The 17,976-nt window shown below is 47.0% G+C and carries 13 protein-coding genes, 1 tRNA gene and 1 other annotated feature; of the genes, 12 read left to right on the forward strand and 2 right to left on the reverse strand.

All coding sequences use genetic code 11. The annotated features are described in order from the left end of the window. Nucleotides 1-147: 147 nt before the first annotated feature. The 5 genes from QUB12_RS04435 (at nt 148) to QUB12_RS04455 (ending at nt 11,891) form a co-directional block, all read left to right on the forward strand. Nucleotides 148-5,388: an amino acid adenylation domain-containing protein gene (locus QUB12_RS04435; RefSeq protein WP_333305653.1), complete on the forward strand. Its 5,241-nt coding sequence runs from the start codon at nt 148-150 to the stop codon at nt 5,386-5,388. Nucleotides 5,389-5,419: 31 nt separating this feature from the next. Next, on the forward strand, nt 5,420-6,454 hold the full coding sequence (locus QUB12_RS04440; protein WP_333305655.1) for a ParA family protein: 1,035 nt from the start codon (nt 5,420-5,422) through the stop codon (nt 6,452-6,454). A gap of 9 nt (nt 6,455-6,463) precedes the next feature. Beyond that, nucleotides 6,464-7,066: a HEPN domain-containing protein gene (locus tag QUB12_RS04445; RefSeq protein ID WP_333141951.1), complete on the forward strand. Its 603-nt coding sequence runs from the start codon at nt 6,464-6,466 to the stop codon at nt 7,064-7,066. A 92-nt stretch (nt 7,067-7,158) separates the two neighbouring features. Beyond that, nucleotides 7,159-11,262: an amino acid adenylation domain-containing protein gene (locus tag QUB12_RS04450; protein WP_333305657.1), complete on the forward strand. Its 4,104-nt coding sequence runs from the start codon at nt 7,159-7,161 to the stop codon at nt 11,260-11,262. Between the two features lie 368 nt (nt 11,263-11,630). Further along, nucleotides 11,631-11,891, forward strand: a complete 261-nt coding sequence (locus QUB12_RS04455) for a hypothetical protein (RefSeq protein WP_333305659.1) — start codon at nt 11,631-11,633, stop codon at nt 11,889-11,891. A 73-nt stretch (nt 11,892-11,964) separates the two neighbouring features. Here QUB12_RS04455 and QUB12_RS04460 read toward each other — a convergent pair whose 3' ends face one another. Beyond that, on the reverse strand, nt 11,965-13,374 hold the full coding sequence (locus QUB12_RS04460; RefSeq protein ID WP_333141949.1) for an inorganic phosphate transporter: 1,410 nt from the start codon (nt 13,372-13,374) through the stop codon (nt 11,965-11,967). Nucleotides 13,375-13,795: 421 nt separating this feature from the next. Here QUB12_RS04460 and rplS point away from each other — a divergent pair, with 421 nt between their 5' ends. Both rplS and QUB12_RS04470 read left to right on the forward strand, forming a co-directional pair. Next, nucleotides 13,796-14,179, forward strand: a complete 384-nt coding sequence (gene rplS / locus QUB12_RS04465; protein WP_333054363.1) for a 50S ribosomal protein L19 — start codon at nt 13,796-13,798, stop codon at nt 14,177-14,179. 133 nt (nt 14,180-14,312) lie between these two features. Continuing rightward, nucleotides 14,313-14,385 (forward strand) — tRNA-Trp (locus QUB12_RS04470). A gap of 58 nt (nt 14,386-14,443) precedes the next feature. On the opposite strand, the gene QUB12_RS04475 is transcribed toward QUB12_RS04470, so the two are convergent. Continuing rightward, complete coding sequence (locus tag QUB12_RS04475; protein WP_333141948.1) at nt 14,444-14,638, reverse strand: hypothetical protein; 195 nt, start codon at nt 14,636-14,638, stop codon at nt 14,444-14,446. Nucleotides 14,639-14,716: 78 nt separating this feature from the next. Between QUB12_RS04475 and secE the strand changes: the two genes are divergently transcribed. The 5 genes from secE (at nt 14,717) to rplJ (ending at nt 17,936) form a co-directional block, all read left to right on the forward strand. Beyond that, nucleotides 14,717-14,950, forward strand: a complete 234-nt coding sequence (gene secE, locus QUB12_RS04480; RefSeq protein ID WP_333141947.1) for a preprotein translocase subunit SecE — start codon at nt 14,717-14,719, stop codon at nt 14,948-14,950. Next, nucleotides 14,947-15,585 (forward strand): transcription termination/antitermination protein NusG, encoded by a 639-nt coding sequence (gene nusG, locus QUB12_RS04485; protein WP_242721257.1) that lies wholly within the window; start codon nt 14,947-14,949, stop codon nt 15,583-15,585. Before secE ends, nusG begins: the two co-directional genes overlap by 4 nt. A 3-nt stretch (nt 15,586-15,588) precedes the next feature. Then, entirely contained in the window at nt 15,589-16,014 is a 426-nt protein-coding gene (gene rplK, locus QUB12_RS04490; protein WP_333031062.1) for a 50S ribosomal protein L11, read from the forward strand. A 265-nt stretch (nt 16,015-16,279) separates the two neighbouring features. Next, a complete protein-coding gene (gene rplA, locus QUB12_RS04495; protein WP_190663916.1) occupies nt 16,280-16,993 on the forward strand; it encodes a 50S ribosomal protein L1 in 714 nt (237 codons plus the stop codon). 108 nt (nt 16,994-17,101) lie between these two features. After that, nucleotides 17,102-17,274 (forward strand) — a sequence feature (ribosomal protein L10 leader region). Nucleotides 17,275-17,303: 29 nt separating this feature from the next. Then, entirely contained in the window at nt 17,304-17,936 is a 633-nt protein-coding gene (rplJ, locus tag QUB12_RS04500) for a 50S ribosomal protein L10 (RefSeq protein WP_333305661.1), read from the forward strand. The last annotated feature ends 40 nt before the right edge of the window (nt 17,937-17,976 follow it).

The following is a 17,976-nucleotide window of genomic DNA, read 5'->3' on the forward strand; positions in this document are numbered from 1 at the left end:
AACCTTGGGTAGAATTTGGGTTGCGGATTCAAACAGAATCATACTCAGGTTAGGCCACAGTCGGCAAGCGGTAAGTTAAGCTCTTAATTTGTGCGCTGGTAGAATTTATTTTATTGATTTGCCCAAGTAATGACAGGATGACTCAAAATGCCCGATCCAAAAATATCGAGTTCATCGCCAAATGCAAGAGATTCTGTCACGGTGGAGTTAGTTGAGTTTTTATCTTACCTTCGCAGTCTAGATATTAATATTTTTGTTGAGGGATCTCGCCTGCGCTGCAACGCTCCTGAAGGAATTATTACCCCCGAACTACGGGCAGAAATTTCTCATAAAAAAGCCGAAATAATTTCTTTTTTAAAAGCAGCTAATCGTACTTCTAGTTTCACTCCTACACCGATTGTTCCTATGGGGCGGGACGGAAATCTACCGCTTTCCTTTGCACAGCAGCGCTTGTGGTTTCTCGACCAATTAGTCCCGAACAATCCCTTCTATAATGTTCCCGCAGCATTGCGTTTGACAGGTTCGCTAAATTTTTCGGCGCTGCAACAAACCTTCAATGAAATTGTGCGCCGCCACGAAGCTTTACGCACGACTTTAGCCGTAGTTGCGGGCCAACCTGTTCAGAGAATAGCTGCTGCTTTCCACCTCCCGATTAATGTAGTGGACTTGCGAAATTTGCCAAAGGAATCTCGACAAACTGAAGCAAACAGGCTCACGGCTGAGGAAGCTCAACGCTCTTTCAATTTGTCCAAGGACTTGTTGCTGCGAGTCACTTTATTGCAGTTAGATGATGCCGAATATTTACTAATGCTGAATATGCACCACATTGTCTCCGATGGTTGGTCTATCGGAGTGCTAATTCAGGAATTAGGCGCACTTTACACGGCCTTTGCTAGCGAAAGACCTTCGCCTTTACCGGCTTTGTCGATCCAGTACGCGGATTTTGCAAAATGGCAGCGCGAATGGCTGCAAGGGGAAGTTTTAGAAACGCAACTTGCTTACTGGCGGCAGCAGTTAAACGGCATTTCTATGTTAAATTTGCCTGCGGATAGACCCAGGCCAGCAATTCAAAGTTACCGAGGCAAAAGGCAATTTTTGCAACTGCCCAAACAACTGAGCGAGGCTTTAGAAACGTTGAGCCAGCGCGAAGGAGTGACGCTGTTTATGACTATGCTGGCAGCTTTTAAAACGTTGCTTTACCATTACGCGCAGCAAGAAGATATTGTAGTAGGTTCGCCGATTGCCAATCGCAACCGCAGTGAAATTGAAGCATTAATCGGTTTTTTTGTCAACAGTTTGGTTCTGCGTACAGATTTATCGGGAAATCCAACTTTTCGGGAACTTTTAAACCGAGTCAAAGAGGTAGCATTAGGAGCTTACGCTCACCAAGATTTGCCGTTTGAGAAGTTAGTAGAAGAACTGCACCCCGATCGCGCTTTGAACCAAAATCCCTTATTTCAGGTGGCGTTTGCGCTGCAAAACGCGCCGGGGAATCGGTTAGAATTGCCAGAATTAACACTCAGCCCGCAGCAGTTAGATGTGGGTACAGCGCGGTTTGATTTGGAGTTTCATTTGTGGGAGCGATCGCCCAACAGTTCGGGAAGCAAGCAATCGCCCAGCAATAAGCTGTGGGTTGATAGCTCAGAGGGCATCAGCGGCATGGTTATTTACAGCGCCGATTTATTTGATGAAGCTACGATTACCCGCCTGATCGGGCATTTTCAAGCCTTGTTAGAAAGGATTGTGACAAATCCCGAACAGCGAATTGCCAACTTGCAATATTTGAGCGCCCAAGAGCGCTATCATTTGTTAGTTGAATGCAACAATACTCAGGCGGATTATCCGCAAGATTTGTGCATCCATCAGCTATTTGAAATGCAGGCCGATCGGGCACCGGATGCGGTGGCGCTGGTATTTGGAGATGAGCGAGTCACCTATCGAGAGCTAAATCTCCGCAGCAACCAACTAGCACGTTATCTGCAAAAAATTGGGGTTGGGGCGGAAGTTTTAGTCGGGCTTGGCTGCGGGCGATCGCTCGATCTGATCGTGGGGATGTTGGGTATCCTGAAAGCGGGAGGAGCTTACCTAATTTTAGATCCGAGCTATCCTGCTGAGCGATCGAGCTTTATGCTAAAAGATGCTCAAGTGTCAGTATTGCTTACCCGCCAGGGAATAAATTCCCTGTCTAATAGCGAAAGTCGTCTAAAGACGACTGAAGGAGGACAAGTTTCCAGTCGGCTTCAGCCGACTTCAGCTATGAGCCAGGGAATTTATTCCCTGGTGGATGATGGCGAAGTGCAAAATTTAGAAACACAGTCAGATGATAAAATTAACCATCCAAGGGTTGTTTTTCTAGACACAGACTGGGAGATGATTTCCCAAGAAATCGCCGACAATCCCACCAGCGCAGCCACAGCCGAAAATCGGGCTTACGCGATTTACACCTCCGGTTCCACGGGAAAGCCGAAAGGAGTGGAAATTGAGCACGGGAGCTTGTTAAATCTCGTTTTTTGGCATCAAAGAGAGTTTGGGGTGTCAGCGGGCGATCGAGCAACCCAAATTGCAGCGATCGGCTTTGATGCTTGCGGGTGGGAAATTTGGCCTTATCTCGCCGCCGGAGCTAGCATCTACTTTCCAGAAGATGACATCAGGCGAGATCCTGAAAAACTGCAAAACTGGTTAGTATCAAAAGCAATTACAATGAGCTTTTTGCCAACACCTTTAGCCGAGAAACTTTTGCTATTAGATTGGCCTCAAACAACAGCGCTGCGAATCTTGCTCGCAGGCGGCGAAAAACTGCAACAACATCCTTTAAAATCCCATCCATTTAAGCTAGTAAATAATTACGGCCCAACCGAAAACACCGTCGTCACAACTTCCGGTTATATTCCTGTAACAGAGCAGAGAGACATCGCCCCGACAATTGGCCACCCCATTGCTAACACTCAAATCTACATATTAGACAAATATTTGCAGCCCGTACCAATGGGGGTTGTTGGCGAATTGTACATCGGCGGAAACGGACTCGCTCGCGGCTACCTCAACCGCCCAGATTTAACCGCACAAAGCTTTATTGTCAATCCTTTTAAACCAAATTCAGACACCATTCTCAATGACTTGTTTAGGAACAGGCAAGATGCCTGTTCCACAAGGGATGAATTTTCTTGTGGAACAGGCATCTTGCCTGTTCTCGATAATGGTGCAACATCTCAGTTTAAACCAAATTCAGCAGAGCGAATTTACAAAACCGGCGACTTAGTGCGCTACAGAGGCGATCGCAACCTGGAATTTTTGGGACGTATTGACGAACAAGTAAAAATTCGCGGTTTCCGCATCGAATTAGGAGAAATCGAGACACTATTAGCTCAACATCCCGCCGTGCAGCAAACTGTAGCAATAGCTTCGGAAGATGGACAGGGAGATAAACGTTTAGTAGCTTATATTGCCCTGAATGCAGAATATAGCGTTGCCCGCGAAAAAAACCAAATAATGCAATTGCAGGACGAACAGGTTTTGCAGTGGCAAATGCTCTACAATGAAACTTACAATCAACCTGCTGTTGACTCAGATCCAACATTTAATATTGTCGGCTGGAATAGCAGCTATACTAATCAACCAATCCCAGCAGAACAGATGCGCGACTGGGCGAACAATCAAGCCGCCCAAATTTTAGCTTTGCAGCCTAGCCGAGTGTTAGAAATTGGCTGCGGCACAGGTTTGTTGCTGTTCCAAATTGCCCCTCGCTGCACCCAATATTGCGGAACAGACTTTTCACCTATTTCGCTAAACTATATTCGGCAGCACTTGGCAAATCAAGAGTTAGCTAATGTAACGCTGCTTCAGAAAATGGCGACTGATTTTGAAGGAGTAGAGACAGCAGCTTTTGACGCAGTAATTCTCAACTCTGTCGTGCAATATTTCCCGAATATCGACTATCTCGTGCAGGTGCTAGAAGGTGCGGTGAAAGCAACTACTCCCGGCGGCTTTATATTCATCGGAGATGTTCGCAGCTTGCCGTTGCTGGAAGCTTTCCACGCTTCGGTACAACTGTATCAAGCCGAACCTTCTCTCGCGGGCGAACAGTTGCAGCAGAGAGTACAAATGCAAATTTTTCAAGAAACAGAGTTAGTTATTAAACCAGATTTTTTTAGCGCATTAAAACACCGCTTTCCACAGATTTGCGGCGTAGAGATTCAATTAATTCGCGGTAGTTATCACAATGAGTTAACTGATTTTCGGTACAATGCTATTCTGCATATTGCGTCGGAAACAGATCCCCCCCAATCCCCAGGGCGGTTTCATTCTCACGAAAATCAGGCTTTTGTAGGGGCGGTGCCCCCGTGCCCGCCCCCACCCACAGACGATTTCACAGGCGTTTGGGACATGGGGACAACCACAGGGGGATTGCCCCTACCGAGAATGAAACCGCCCTGCCCCCAATCCCCCGCACAAGGGGAGTTGGGGGGATCGAAACGGCTGGATTGGTCGGCTGAAAATCAGAATCTGACTGTTACCAAGGTGCAACAAATATTATTGCAAAATCAACTCGATGTTTTAAGAATTGCTAATGTGCCTAATGCGCGGGTAGCGGCAGCAGTTAAGGCGGCAGAATTGCTGTCGGTTGTCGATAAATTTTCAACGGCAGGTCAGTTGCAGAAAGCCGTGGAAAAAGTCGAGGATTTAGGAGTCGATCCCGAAGCGTGGTATGCTTTGGAAGTTCCGTATAATGTTAATATTAGTTGGTCTAATTCCGACAGTCAAGGGCGCTACGATGTAGTGTTTGCACGGGGCGAAACTAGAGATTTTGTGCCAGAAACCAGAAGCGATAACTTGCGTCCTTGGCGCTCTTATGCTAACAATCCCTTACAAGCTAAAGCAGCCCGTAAATTAGTGCCACAGTTACAGGCTTATCTAGCAGAAAAACTGCCGGAATATATGGTTCCGTCGGCTTTTGTGGTGCTGGAGTCGCTACCTGTGACGGCTAACGGAAAGGTCGATCGCCTCGCTTTGCCTGCACCGCAGCCGATTAAGTTAGAATGGGCTGGCGGTTATGTTGCGCCTCATACTTCTATTGAGGAAGTTTTAGTGAAAATTTGGGCTGAGGTTTTGGGGATAAAGCGAGTGGGTATCCGGGACAATTTCTTTGAATTGGGAGGCCATTCTCTGCTGGCGACTCAGCTTGTTTCTAGAGTGCGAGATGCTTTCGCGGTAGAGTTACCTTTGCGCCGGGTTTTTGAAGCACCGACAATTGCAGAATTATCTAAGATTGTTGAGAGTTTGAAAGAGAGCGATGCTAAAATTAAAGCTCCTGCTTTAGTGCCTGTTTCTCGCGAGAGCCGCAGGTTCAAATTATCATCTCTCAACCAAGAAAGCAAAGAGAAATCATGAAAATTATATTATTTTTAAACAAATTATACCCATGAGTTCATACGCTTTCTGGAACAATAAAGGCGGCGTCGGCAAAAGCTTCCTTTGCTTTGCAGCAGCTTCCGAATATGCTTACCGTTACCCCGATACAGATGTCTATGTAATTGATTTATGTCCGCAGGCGAATGTGTCAGAAATGCTACTTGGCGGATATTTCACTAGCCCAGATGCGCTGCATTTTTTAATGAGCAAAACTCCGCGCGCAACAGTAGCAGGCTATCTAGAAGCGCGTCTGAATTCTCCATTTCGGATGGTTGCAGACGTATCCCCATATCTATGCGAACCGAGAGAATTCAATCAGAATATACCAGAGAATCTAAGACTTGTATGCGGGGACAATTACCTGGAAATAATTTCTGAAGCAATCCGACAAACATCCCAGTTGGAAATACCTTATGACTCGTGGAAACAGGTGCTAACTTGGGGACGAGACCTGACGGTTGCCCTGCGTTCATATAGCGGCGATCGCGATACCATATTCTTCATAGACTGTAGTCCTACTTTTGCTATTTCTACACAGCTTGCTCTTGTGGCTGCCGAAAACTTGATTGTACCATTTATAGCGGACTATACTTCACGTCTTGCGATCGAGAATGTCCTCGCAATTCTCTATGCCATAACCGACCCCCATACTGCGCCATACGCACGAATTGCTTTTGCAAAACGCGCTAAGGAAGAAGGTGTACCTGTACCAAAATTACATACATTCGCGAGCCTAAATTTGACTTTGTACAAAGGGAGAGCGAGCAAGGCATCCGAAGCTGTAAACCAGAGAATTATGCAGATGATGGATGATATACACAAGAAGCACCGTCATATTTTTGCTAACTCCAAAGACAAGCCGAGTAACACCTTCATTGAAATCCCAGATTTTACCAGCGGTTCTGTACTCGCTGCTACGACTGGCACGCCCTTGCACAAACTCACACCAGCAGCCAAAAACATCGCGGGCGAGCAGGTGCAATTGAATGCAGAGTCATTGCAAAAGTACCGAGATGCACTTGAAAAGTTCGTGAACTGTATTTAGGAAATCGCCGTGCCGTCACCAGCAGCATTGAAGTACAAAACAGCGTCCAACACGGCTAGAACACTTCGCGAAACAGCTACAGATCCCCGCTTGCAACCAATATCGCGCAGTAAAACTCAAGTCTACTATCACTCCGCTCTAGCTGCATTTGTTGCTGTATGGGATGCTTACATAAACGAACTCGTTCGCAATTTTTTCGCTGCAACTGCAAATCCTTTAGATCCCAAATTTCATGCCGTACATTCTATTGCTAGAGATGCGGCGGAACGCGCACTTGAAAGATTTAATACACCAAACGCGGAGAACACGCGAAACCTTCTGATTCAAAACACTGGTTACGATCCTATTGGCGATTGGATTTGGTCTGCAAGAAGCATGAGCGGATTAGCCGTTCGGCAGAAGCTAAATGAGATTTTAAGAGTGCGGCACAGTTTTGCACATGGTTTTGCTATTCCCGCGCTTTCTTGGACTCAAACAGCAACCGGAAAAGTTCGGCTTACGGCTAAAGCGATAGACGATGTTGATGTGTTTTTTACACATCTTGTGAATGTTACCGACCTCGGCATGAAGCAGCATATCGAAACGAGTTATAGTCTAGTATTGCCTTGGTAAAGATTTTAATCAAAGAGATGAAATCTTATCTATGTAATATTTGTAGGCTACTTTGTACGCGCTTTCCTTTGAGGCTTGCCTGATAATTTGATATGACTCAGTATCTTTCCGACAATTCCCTCCCGGCTGGTGAAGAAAAGCTTAATCTTCCCGAAGAAACAGAAGTTTTCGTCTTCCCGGCATCCTTTGCCCAGCAGCGGCTTTGGTTCCTCAATCAATTAGCACCGGGCAATCCTTTCTACAATGTCTCAACAGCGCTCCGCTTAACAGGTTCCCTCAACTTAAGATCCTTAGAGCAAACCTTCAATGAAATTGTGCAGCGGCACGAAACTTTACGCACAACTTTTACGCTTTTGGAAGGGGAACTCGTACAAATTATTGCTCCCATTCTAACCGTATCCCTCCCCACAATCGACTTACAAAATCTCTCGCCAACTCAGCAGGAAACCGCAGCGCTGCAACTCGCAACCGATGCAGCGCAATGCCCTTTCGATTTAGCCGCCGGGCCGTTATTCAAAGTAACGCTGTTACAACTCAGTGAAACAGAACATATATTGTTGCTGAATTTACATCATATTGTGGCTGATGGTTGGTCGATTGGAGTGCTAATTCGAGAGCTAGGAACGCTCTACACAGCATTTGTAAAAAATGAGCGATCGCATTTACCAGCACTGCCCGTGCAGTACGCCGACTTTGCAGAGTGGCAGCACCAATGGTTGCAGGGCGAAGTATTAGAAACCCAGTTATCTTATTGGCGGCAGCAGTTAAACGGAATTACCACACTCAATCTACCAACAGACAGGCAAAGACCAGCCGTTCCCTCCTACCGCGGCGCTAAACAATTTATAACACTATCACCTGCTTTGAGCGAGGCGCTAAAGTCATTGAGCCAGCAAGAAAGCGCGACTTTATTTATCACTCTACTAGCTGCTTTTCAAACTTTGCTGTACCGCTATACAGGACAAGTAGATATTGCAGTAGGAACGCCGATCGCCAATCGCAACCTGAGCGAAATAGAAGCATTAATCGGTTTTTTTGTCAACAGTTTGGTGCTGCGTGCAGATTTATCAGGAAATCCAACTTTTCGGGAACTATTGCATCGGGTAAAAAACGTCGCAATGGCAGCCTACGCCCACCAAGATTTGCCCTTCGAGAAGTTGGTTGAGGAAATGCACCCCGATCGCGAGTTGAGCCGCAACCCCCTATTTCAAGTTAGTTTTAGCCTGCAAAACACTCCTGTAGCAGCGCTGGAATTGCCGGGAATCGTTGGAGAGGCGATCGACTTTGATGCGGGAACCGCCAAGCTAGATTTAGAGTGCCACTTGTGGGAAGATGCAGGAAGTATTCAAGGGCAATTTGTCTACAGCACAGATTTATTTGATAGCACCACAATTGCGCGCATGGCGGGACATTTCCAAACGCTGCTTGAAGCCATTGTTGCCAATCCCAAACAGCACCTCAGCGACTTGGCTTTGCTGACAGCGCCAGAATACCAGCAATTATTAATCGATTGGAATGACACTCAGAGAGATTATCCGCAAAACCAGTGTTTCCATCAGCTATTTGAAGAGCAAGTCGAGCTAACGCCCGATGCTGTCGCCGCCGTCTTTGAAAACCAGCAGTTAACCTACCGCCAACTCAACAGCCGAGCCAACCAACTTGCACATTACTTGCAGAAATTGGGAGCAGCACCAGAAGTTTTAGTGGGCCTTTGTGTAGAACGTTCCTTAGATGCGATCGTCGGATTGCTAGGCATTATCAAAGCAGGCGCAGCCTACCTGCCTTTAGATCCAACTTATCCTCAAGAGCGCCTTAACTTCATGTTAGAAGATGCTCAGGTGTCGATTTTGGTAACTCAGCAGCACTTAGCCCAAAACTTGACGCAGCCGGAAAATTACGGAGTTTTTTCAGTAGTGTGTTTGGACTCCGACAGAGAAATTATCGCCCAACAAAGCCGAGAAAATCCAACTACAAATATCCTACCAGAAAACCTAGCCTACGTCATTTACACATCTGGTTCAACCGGAAAACCCAAAGGCGTTTTAATCGAACATCGGGGACTATACAACTTAGCCCTAGCTCAAATAGAAGCTTTTAACTTAAACTCAAATCACCGCATTTTGCAATTCGCATCCCTGAGTTTTGATGCCTCAATCTTTGAGATTGTCATGGCCTTGGGAACCGGAGCAACACTTTACTGTGCCAAGAAAGAATCTTTGTTGCCAGGACAAACATTAATCCAATTTTTGCAGGACAATGCTATTACCCACGCTACCCTCCCGCCCTCGCTGCTAGCTGTCCTTCCAAACGCCGAACTTCCCGCACTGCAAACAATCATCTGTGCTGGGGAATCCTGTTCCCCGGATATTGTTAAACGCTGGGCTTCTGGGCGCAGATTTTTTAACGCTTACGGCCCTACAGAAGCGACAGTCTGGTCAAGTTTGGCCGAAATTGGCGAGCCCAAAAAACCGCCCATCGGCCGCCCAATAGCTAACACTCAACTCTATATTTTAGATAAAAATTTACAGCCTTTACCCGTTGGAATTCCTGGTGAATTGTACATCGGCGGCAGCGGATTGGCGCGAGGCTACCTGAAGCGCCCCGAATTAACCGCCCAGCGATTTATTGCTAATCCGTTTAGCCAGAAAGCAGGAGAACGAATTTATAAAACTGGTGACTTAGCGCGCTATTTTCCCGACGGCAATATTGAGTTTTTAGGCCGCACTGACGAACAGGTAAAAATTCGCGGTTATCGAATAGAATTGGGAGAAATTGAAGCGCTGCTGGTTCAGCATCCAGCAGTCAAAGAAACAGCGGCGGTTGCTGTGGATGATTTGTCGGGCAACAAACGCCTAGTTGCTTATGTCGTTCCCAATCAAAATCAGACGTTTAATTCCGGGGAAATACGCAATTTCCTCAAACAACAACTGCCCAATTACATGATTCCCAGTGCTTTTGTGGCGATGGATTTTCTGCCCCTAACTCCCAATGGCAAAATTGACCGCCTGCGCCTACCTGTACCGGGAACTCTAACTAGCAATTCAATAGATAAAAGCTGCATTGCACCTCGCACACCAACCGAGTCAACCCTCGCCCACATTTGGGCCACAATCCTCAACGCAGAGTGCGTTGGTATTCGCGATAACTTCTTTGATTTGGGTGGAGATTCCCTGCTGGCAATCCGCCTCATCAATGAGATTAACCAGCAATTTCAGCGCGAGTTGCCGCTGTCTGCTCTTTTTTTAAATCCGACAATTGAAGGTTTAGCCGATTCGCTATCTTCAGAAACAAATTCTCTGGAATGGTCGCCTTTAGTTGCAATTAAGCCTCGCGGTAAAAATCCCCCGTTCTTCTGCGTCCATCCCATCTTTGGCGTCGTATTTCCTTATGTCGAGTTAGCCTTTGGGCTAGGAGAAAATCAACCGTTTTACGGGCTGCAACCAAGGGGTATTGACGGCGAAAGTTCTCCGTTAACTAGCATTGAAGACATGGCGGCTGACTACATCGCAGCCTTGCGTACCGTTCAACCAAAAGGGCCTTATTTTTTAGGAGGCTGGTCTTTTGGGGGTTTGGTTGCTTTTGAGATGGCTCAACAGTTGCTCGCAGCGGGGGATGAAGTGGCTTTGCTTGCTGTGCTGGATACTTTAGCGCCTGTTTCTGCTAACAAACCTTCTTTTTGGGACGGTTGCAAGTTTATTCTGACTACTGTTTCGCGCTCTATCTGGCCTTTTGTAGTAGATTATTTTCGCTTGGTGGCTGCTGCGGAAAATGTTCAAAGTGGCGGTATTGCTGCCAAATTTCCGAAATTAAATAAGATGCTTAATTTGGCAGCTAATTTTTTGCATCGCTGGAATTGGAAACAGGCTGTTATGGTTAGCATCCTATCTCAGGAGTCAAAAGAAAGAAGCTGGCGCGAGCTGGCAATTCCTTCGATGTTTACTGTATTTCAGGCTAATAGTCAAGCAACTCTCAGCTATCGATCGAAAATTTATCCGCAGCGAATTACTCTGTTTAGATCGAGGGAAAAGCTAAGCATGAGTCATCAAGATCCGACTCTTGGCTGGAGTGAATTAACGACGGAAAAAGTAGAGGTGATTAGAGTTCCGGGAAATCATCTTACTATGCTGAGAAAGCCCTGCGTCGAGGTGCTGGCTCAACAGCTAAGGCATTGCTTGGAGAAGGAATTAAGTGATTGAGGAACCCGCGTGCTTGTGTGTCGAATAAAATAATCTTTATCACGTTTGTAGTGAGGACTTTAGTCCGAGTGAGTTTTATGAGACTAAAGGGACACTCCAAAAGCCCATAGGTGTCCACTTAAGCCTGAAAGCCTTGATAAATCTCGTTTTTCCCTAAGTCTAGATCCCCCTAAATCCCCCTTAAGAAGGGGGACTTTGAAAAAAACTCCTGTCCCCCCCTTCTTAAGGGGGCTAGGGGGGATCTGGCCTCAATCGTCAAAAAGTAGTCTGTGACTGGGTTTGACGTTAAATTGACACTAATGGGCATTGCCGTGTCCCTACTGTACTGGAATACGCTTGATCACGTTTGTAGTTAGGATGTCAAAAAATTGCGATCGCCCGAAGAACACTTTTTGCAACTAGAAATCATCATGCAGCGCCACGCCGCAGCACTCGAAGCTGAAGTCAGAGCTTTGCAAGCCGCTGACGAAACCGCCCAGTGGCCCGCTGACTGGAAGCGTGGCTATAATTGGCGTTTCGCTCAAATCTTCGCTTCAGTGAAGATTTTTTGTAACTGGGGTGCAGATGCTGCGGCTTGGAAGCTTTTGCCTTCGCGAGTTTATCCCAACCGAGGCAATCAGAAGGATTAGTTAACTGTTGACTGTTGACTGTTGACGGTTGACTGTTCTCAAATGCCTCAATCTAAAATCTAAAATCTAAAATCTAAAATTGCCCAATGGATTGCGCGATGCTGAAGATGATAGCAGCCAAACCTGCTGCGATCGGAATTGTCACCAGCCAAGCCGAACCAATTGACAGCAAAGTTTGCAAGCGTACTGATTTCCAAGCTTTGATCAGCCCGACTCCGACAACTGCACCGACTAAAGCGTGGGATGTGGAAACTGGCAAACCGAAGCGGGATGCTAGCAAGACTGTGGTGGCTGTGGCTAATTCCGCACAAAATCCGCCGCTTGGCTGGAGTTCGATGATCTTTTCGCCGACTGTGGCTATTACATTTTTGCCCCAGATGGTTAAACCGATGACTATTCCTGCGCCTCCGAGGACTAAAATCCACAGGGGAACGCTGAAATCTTCTGAGGGAAAGGAACCTGTACGCCGGATGTAGGCGATCGCAGCTAGGGGAGCAACTGCATTTCCTACGTCGTTGGAACCGTGGGAAAATGCTACAAAACAGGCGCTCAAGACTTGAAATCTCGCCATTTGTTGCTCGATGGGAGAGTGGCGGGGAGGGGGAGAGGGGGAGAGGGGGAGAGGGGGAGATTGGGAAAATATTCCCTCTTTCTTATTCCTTGCATCCGTTACATCCGTTACATCCGTTACAAAATCCGCTGCCGAACCTTCTTCCTTCTCAACTGATTCTAATTTTTTCCAGCTATTGAGTGTGAGGGCGATCGCAGCTATTGCCCCGATGCCAATGACAATATCGTGAATTGGAAGATTCCAGCCAAATCGATCGTGCGCGGCGGCGATCGCCCCTGTCTGCACGAAAGCGACATTCACAACAGACGGCAGTACAATTATCCCAAATACGCTCAGCATTGCTGCACTCAGCCAAGGTATCCACTCGCGCATTTGAGATAGAGGATCTGGTCGATCGAGAATCGAATACTTCACCACACTGTAAAATAGTGCGGCTAAAGCACCGCTGGCAACAGGTGTCGCCACCCAAGTTAGGGAGATGGTGCCGATGGTTCGCCAATCAACTGCATTAATTCCGGCTGCAACACAGCTAAAACCCGCGATCGCGCCCACGACTGCATGGGATGAAGAAACCGGCAAACCTCGACTGGTAGCGATTTGCAGCCATATCCCGCAAGCTATCAGCACTGACACCATCCCGATCAAAAATACTTGCGGTTTGGCCGCGAACACTTCTGCATTCACAACTCCTGTTGCGAGAGTTTCGGAAACTCCTTGTCCGAACAGCACTGCGCCGGAAAACTCCAGTATGCCTGCAACAATTATTGCCTGTCGCAGCGTTAGAGCCTTCGAGCCTACGGATGTCCCCATCGAGTTAGCGACATCGTTGGCCCCCAAGTTGGCGGCGACGTACAACGCGAGTGCGGCCATTGCCCCTAGTTGCAGAAATACGACCCCAGAGGTATTTAACATAGAAGTTTTTTGACATAAAACTGGTAGTTCGATATATGATAAGGGATTGTCAGTAACCCAGGTCTAAAAGAGATGGGGCTTGCAAGAGCAATTCCCGCAAGCCGTACTGACCAGCCTCAGTCTTAACTGACTACGTTTTTTGAGTCACGACACCTGGAAATGCGTAGCTAGTTTCCTGCTCTGTCATTTGCAATTAAACAGTCTTAAGGTCACTGAGACAGTGTTGCAAGTCTAAAAAGCTCACTAAACATTGGCGAAGCTAACATTACTGGAATGGCAAGGCGCTCCCGGCAATACAGGGATTAGACAAGTACCATTCCTCTACTTGTCTAGCCCCGAAAGGGGTAGGCGGTTTAAACCGCTCGTGTCGTTTCCCTCTCAGGGCTCAAGCCACTGAGTGTCCCACTTACCGAGTTTTTTTATGAAAGGCGCAGAAATAATCCGTTCGATCGAAACGGCAGAAATAGATAGAGTCAAGCAAGAACTCAATAAACAAGTTCCCGAAATTTACGTGGGCGACACAGTGCGAGTCGGCGTAAGAATTAAAGAGGGTAACAAAGAACGGGTTCAGCCCTACGAAGGGACTGTGATTGCCATGCGTAACGGCGGGATTAATGAAACAATCACCGTCCGCCGCGTGTTTCAGGGCGTCGGCGTGGAACGGGTGTTTTTGATTCACTCGCCCCGAATCGCCACGATCCAAGTGATGCGCCGCGGGAAAGTCCGCAGAGCAAAACTTTACTACCTGCGCGATCGGGTGGGCAAAGCTACTCGCGTCAAACAGCGGTTCGATCGCTCCCTGTAGGAATGCACCCAGCTTCCCCTTGGTTCATGGTTCATGGGAAATTGAGAAATTTAAAAAAAAAGTTTCCCATTTAGAGCGCACTGTGTTAAAATAGAAATCTAGAGGTTAAGCGAATTTCAGCAACCTCACCTGTGCGCTCTTAGTTCAGTTGGTAGAACGCAGGTCTCCAAAACCTGATGTCGGGGGTTCAAGTCCTCCAGGGCGCGCTGAATCACCAAACTTTAAATTCTGCCCGAAAGCGCCCGGATTATTGGCTGGCAACAGTCAAAACCGCAAACTTTCGGGTAGAATTAATTTTTGTGGGCGGTTCGCAAAAAATGCCATCAACAAATCCTCGGTGTCGCTTCTCGATCGTCGGTTTCGGCGATCGGCATTTACGCCGTTGATTGGTTGGGCTTGTAAAAAAGTCGTGGCTTTAGATTTGAGATTTGGGACTTTGGCGTAAGTGGTTAGTGTCACAAAATCTGAGAGCCGCGGGCCACTCACACCATCTAAAATCTAAAATCTAAAATCTAAAATCGCAAGGGGGATTGAATCGTGGCGAAAAAAGACGAAGCTCAAGAAACTCAAGAAATGACGGCGCCTGGGTTTAATCCTACGGGTTTTTTAAAGGAAACTAGAGAAGAACTCGACAAAGTGGTTTGGCCCAGCAGGCAGCAGCTAATCAGCGAGTCTTTGGCCGTGCTTTTGATGGTAATCCTCTCAGCAAGCCTGATCTATTTGGTGGATAACTTCTTTAACTGGGGCGCGGGAAAGGTGTTTGGGCCATGACTTTTGCATCAGAAGAATCTGAGTATTCCACAGAAGCGACGGGACAGGCAGCATCGCCAGATGTGCCGGAAATTGATGCTCGCTGGTATGCTGTTCAAGTTGCCTCTGGCTGCGAGAAGCGGGTGAAGGCAAACTTGGATCAGCGGATTCAAACTTTGGATGTTGCCGATCGCATCGTTCAAGTAGAAATTCCGCAAACTCCGGCAATCAAAGTCGGCAAAGACGGTTCCAGGCGGCAGTCAGATGAAAAAATCTTTCCCGGCTACGTACTCATCCGTATGTTTATGGACGAGGATACGTGGCAGGTGATCAAGAATACCCCGAATGTAATTAATTTTGTCGGGGCAGAGCAGAAACGCCGCTACGGGCGCGGCAGGGGTCACGTCAAACCGCTACCTCTGAGTCATTCGGAAGTAGAACGGATCTTCAGAAACGCTCAGGAATCAGAACCAGTTGTCAAAGTATCGATGTCTACTGGAGACCACGTTGTGGTACTTTCCGGGCCATTTAAGGATTTTGAAGGTGATGTGATTGAAGTTAGCCCGGAACGAAACAAGCTCAAAGTTTTACTCTCGATTTTTGGGCGCGATACGCCTGTAGAATTGGAGTTCAATCAGGTTCAGAAACAGAACTAACTAATGGCAAAGAAAGTTGTTGCAGTAATTAAGTTGGCGATTACGGCGGGAAAAGCCAACCCAGCTCCTCCGATCGGCCCAGCTCTGGGTCAGCACGGCGTCAATATTATGATGTTTTGCAAGGAGTACAATGCTAGAACCGCAGACCAAGCGGGTCTGGTGGTTCCGGTAGAAATTTCGGTTTTTGAAGACCGCAGTTTTACATTTATTCTCAAAACCCCGCCGGCTTCAGTTTTGATTCAAAAAGCTGCTGGCATTGCTAAGGGTTCGGGAGAACCTAATCGCAAGCAAGTAGGCTCGATTACACAGGCTCAACTGCGAGAAATCGCTGAAACCAAAATGCCTGACCTCAATGCTAATGATGTTGAGGCTGCTATGAAAATTGTGGCAGGAACGGCTAAAAATATGGGCGTGGCGATCGCGGATTAAAGGAAGAAGGAAGAAGGAAGAAGGAAGAAGGAAGAAGGAAGAGTTTTCCTAGTCCAAGTTCCAAATTGCTAATCCAAAATTCCTGATTTTGAAGGTAAAATCTTCAATCCAAAATCCAAAATCCAAAATCCAAAATCGATCGGTTCAGGGGGAGAAGCAAAGCTTCGCTAGTAACCGAAAACTGGTAGATTTTAAGATTGTCCGATAGGTTCAATCTAAAATCTAAAATCTAAAATCTAAAATCGACTGACCCCAGGAGATAACAATGGCAAAGAAAGTATCGCGAAGACTGCAAGAACTTCAAAAGAAAGTTGAAGACAGACCTTATCTACCGCTGGAAGCTCTGCAACTTTTGAAAGAAACAGCAACCGCTAAGTTTGGCGAAGCTGCTGAAGCTCACATCCGTTTGGGAATTGACCCGAAATATACTGACCAACAGTTGCGGACAACTGTATCGCTACCAAAAGGAACTGGTCAAGTAGTCAGAATTGCGGTGATTGCTAAGGGCGAAAAAGTTAAAGAAGCCCTAAATGCCGGCGCGGATATTGCTGGTTCTGAAGAGTTGATCGATGAAATTCAGAAGGGCATGATGGACTTCGATTGCCTGATTGCTACCCCAGACGTGATGCCGTTGGTGGCAAAATTGGGTCGGTTGTTGGGCCCGCGCGGTTTGATGCCTTCTCCGAAAGGTGGCACGGTGACGACTGACATTGCTCAGGCGATCAACGAGTTTAAAGGTGGTAAACTAGAATTCCGTGCCGATCGAACTGGCATCGTTCATGTTATGTTTGGCAAGGCAGCTTTCTCAGCGGAAGATTTGCTCGTCAACCTTCATGCTTTGCAAGAAACAGTTGACCGCAACCGTCCTTCTGGTGCTAAAGGTCGCTACTGGCGCAGTTTGTACGTATCCGCAACAATGGGCCCGTCGATCGAAGTCGATATCAGTGCTCTGCGCGATACCAAACTTGATGCTGCGTAGAAAGAATTAAGCAGAAGGCAGAAGGTAAAAGACAGCTTCGGCTGTCTGTGTAAATCTCTCACAAGATTTGCGTCATAGCCTTGCTATGTCTGCCTTCTAGTGATAGCCTAATCAAAAATCAATAAGCTGAAGACCGCAGGTGCCGATCGCTTAATTTCCTGCCGAGGCTGAAGAAATAAAAACTCAAGACTCAAAGATTAGAAATTTTCTATTTTTAATTCTGACTTGTTAATTTTTAATTCTCTGCCCCGGCTCGAAGGTCGGGGTTTTTGACGGGCAGTTTTCGATCCTAAAAGGAGGTGAAATAAGTATGGGCAAAACTTTAGCGGTAAAAAATGAGATTATTGCAGACCTCAAGCAAACCTTGAGCGAATCTCAATTGGCGATCGTGATTGACTACACGGGCTTAACTGTTGCTGAAATCACAGATTTGCGTCGGCGTTTGCGTCCGAAAGGCAGCAGTTGCCAAGTGGCAAAAAACACGCTGATGCGAATTGCGGTTGAAGGCAACGAAACCTGGCAGCCGATACAAGAATTGCTGACAGGTACGTCGGCATTCGTGTTCGTGCAAGAAGATATTGGCGGCGCGATTAAAGCTTACCAAGAATTCCAAAAAGTCTCTAAGAAGACAGAACTTCGCGGCGGCGTAATGGAAGGACGGGTACTGAAAGAAGCTGATGTTAAAGCATTAGCTGATCTGCCGTCGAAAGAACAACTCATGGCTCAAATTGCTGGCGCTATCAACGGTGTCGCAACCAAGTTGGCTGTGGGTATCAATCAAGTTCCTACTTCGATCGCTCGCGGTCTTAAAGCTTATGCTGAAAAAGACGGCGATTCAGCAGAAGTAGCAGCAGAAGCAGAAGCACAACCAGAAGCAGCAGCAGAAGCACCAGCACAACCTGAAGCAGAAGCACCAGCAGAAGCAGAAAGCACATCTGCGTAAGTCATTAGTAATTAGTCACGAGTCAAGAGTCGTTAGTTTT

The sequence above is a fragment of the Microcoleus sp. B7-D4 genome (assembly GCF_036705125.1).
Classification (GTDB): domain Bacteria; phylum Cyanobacteriota; class Cyanobacteriia; order Cyanobacteriales; family Microcoleaceae; genus Microcoleus.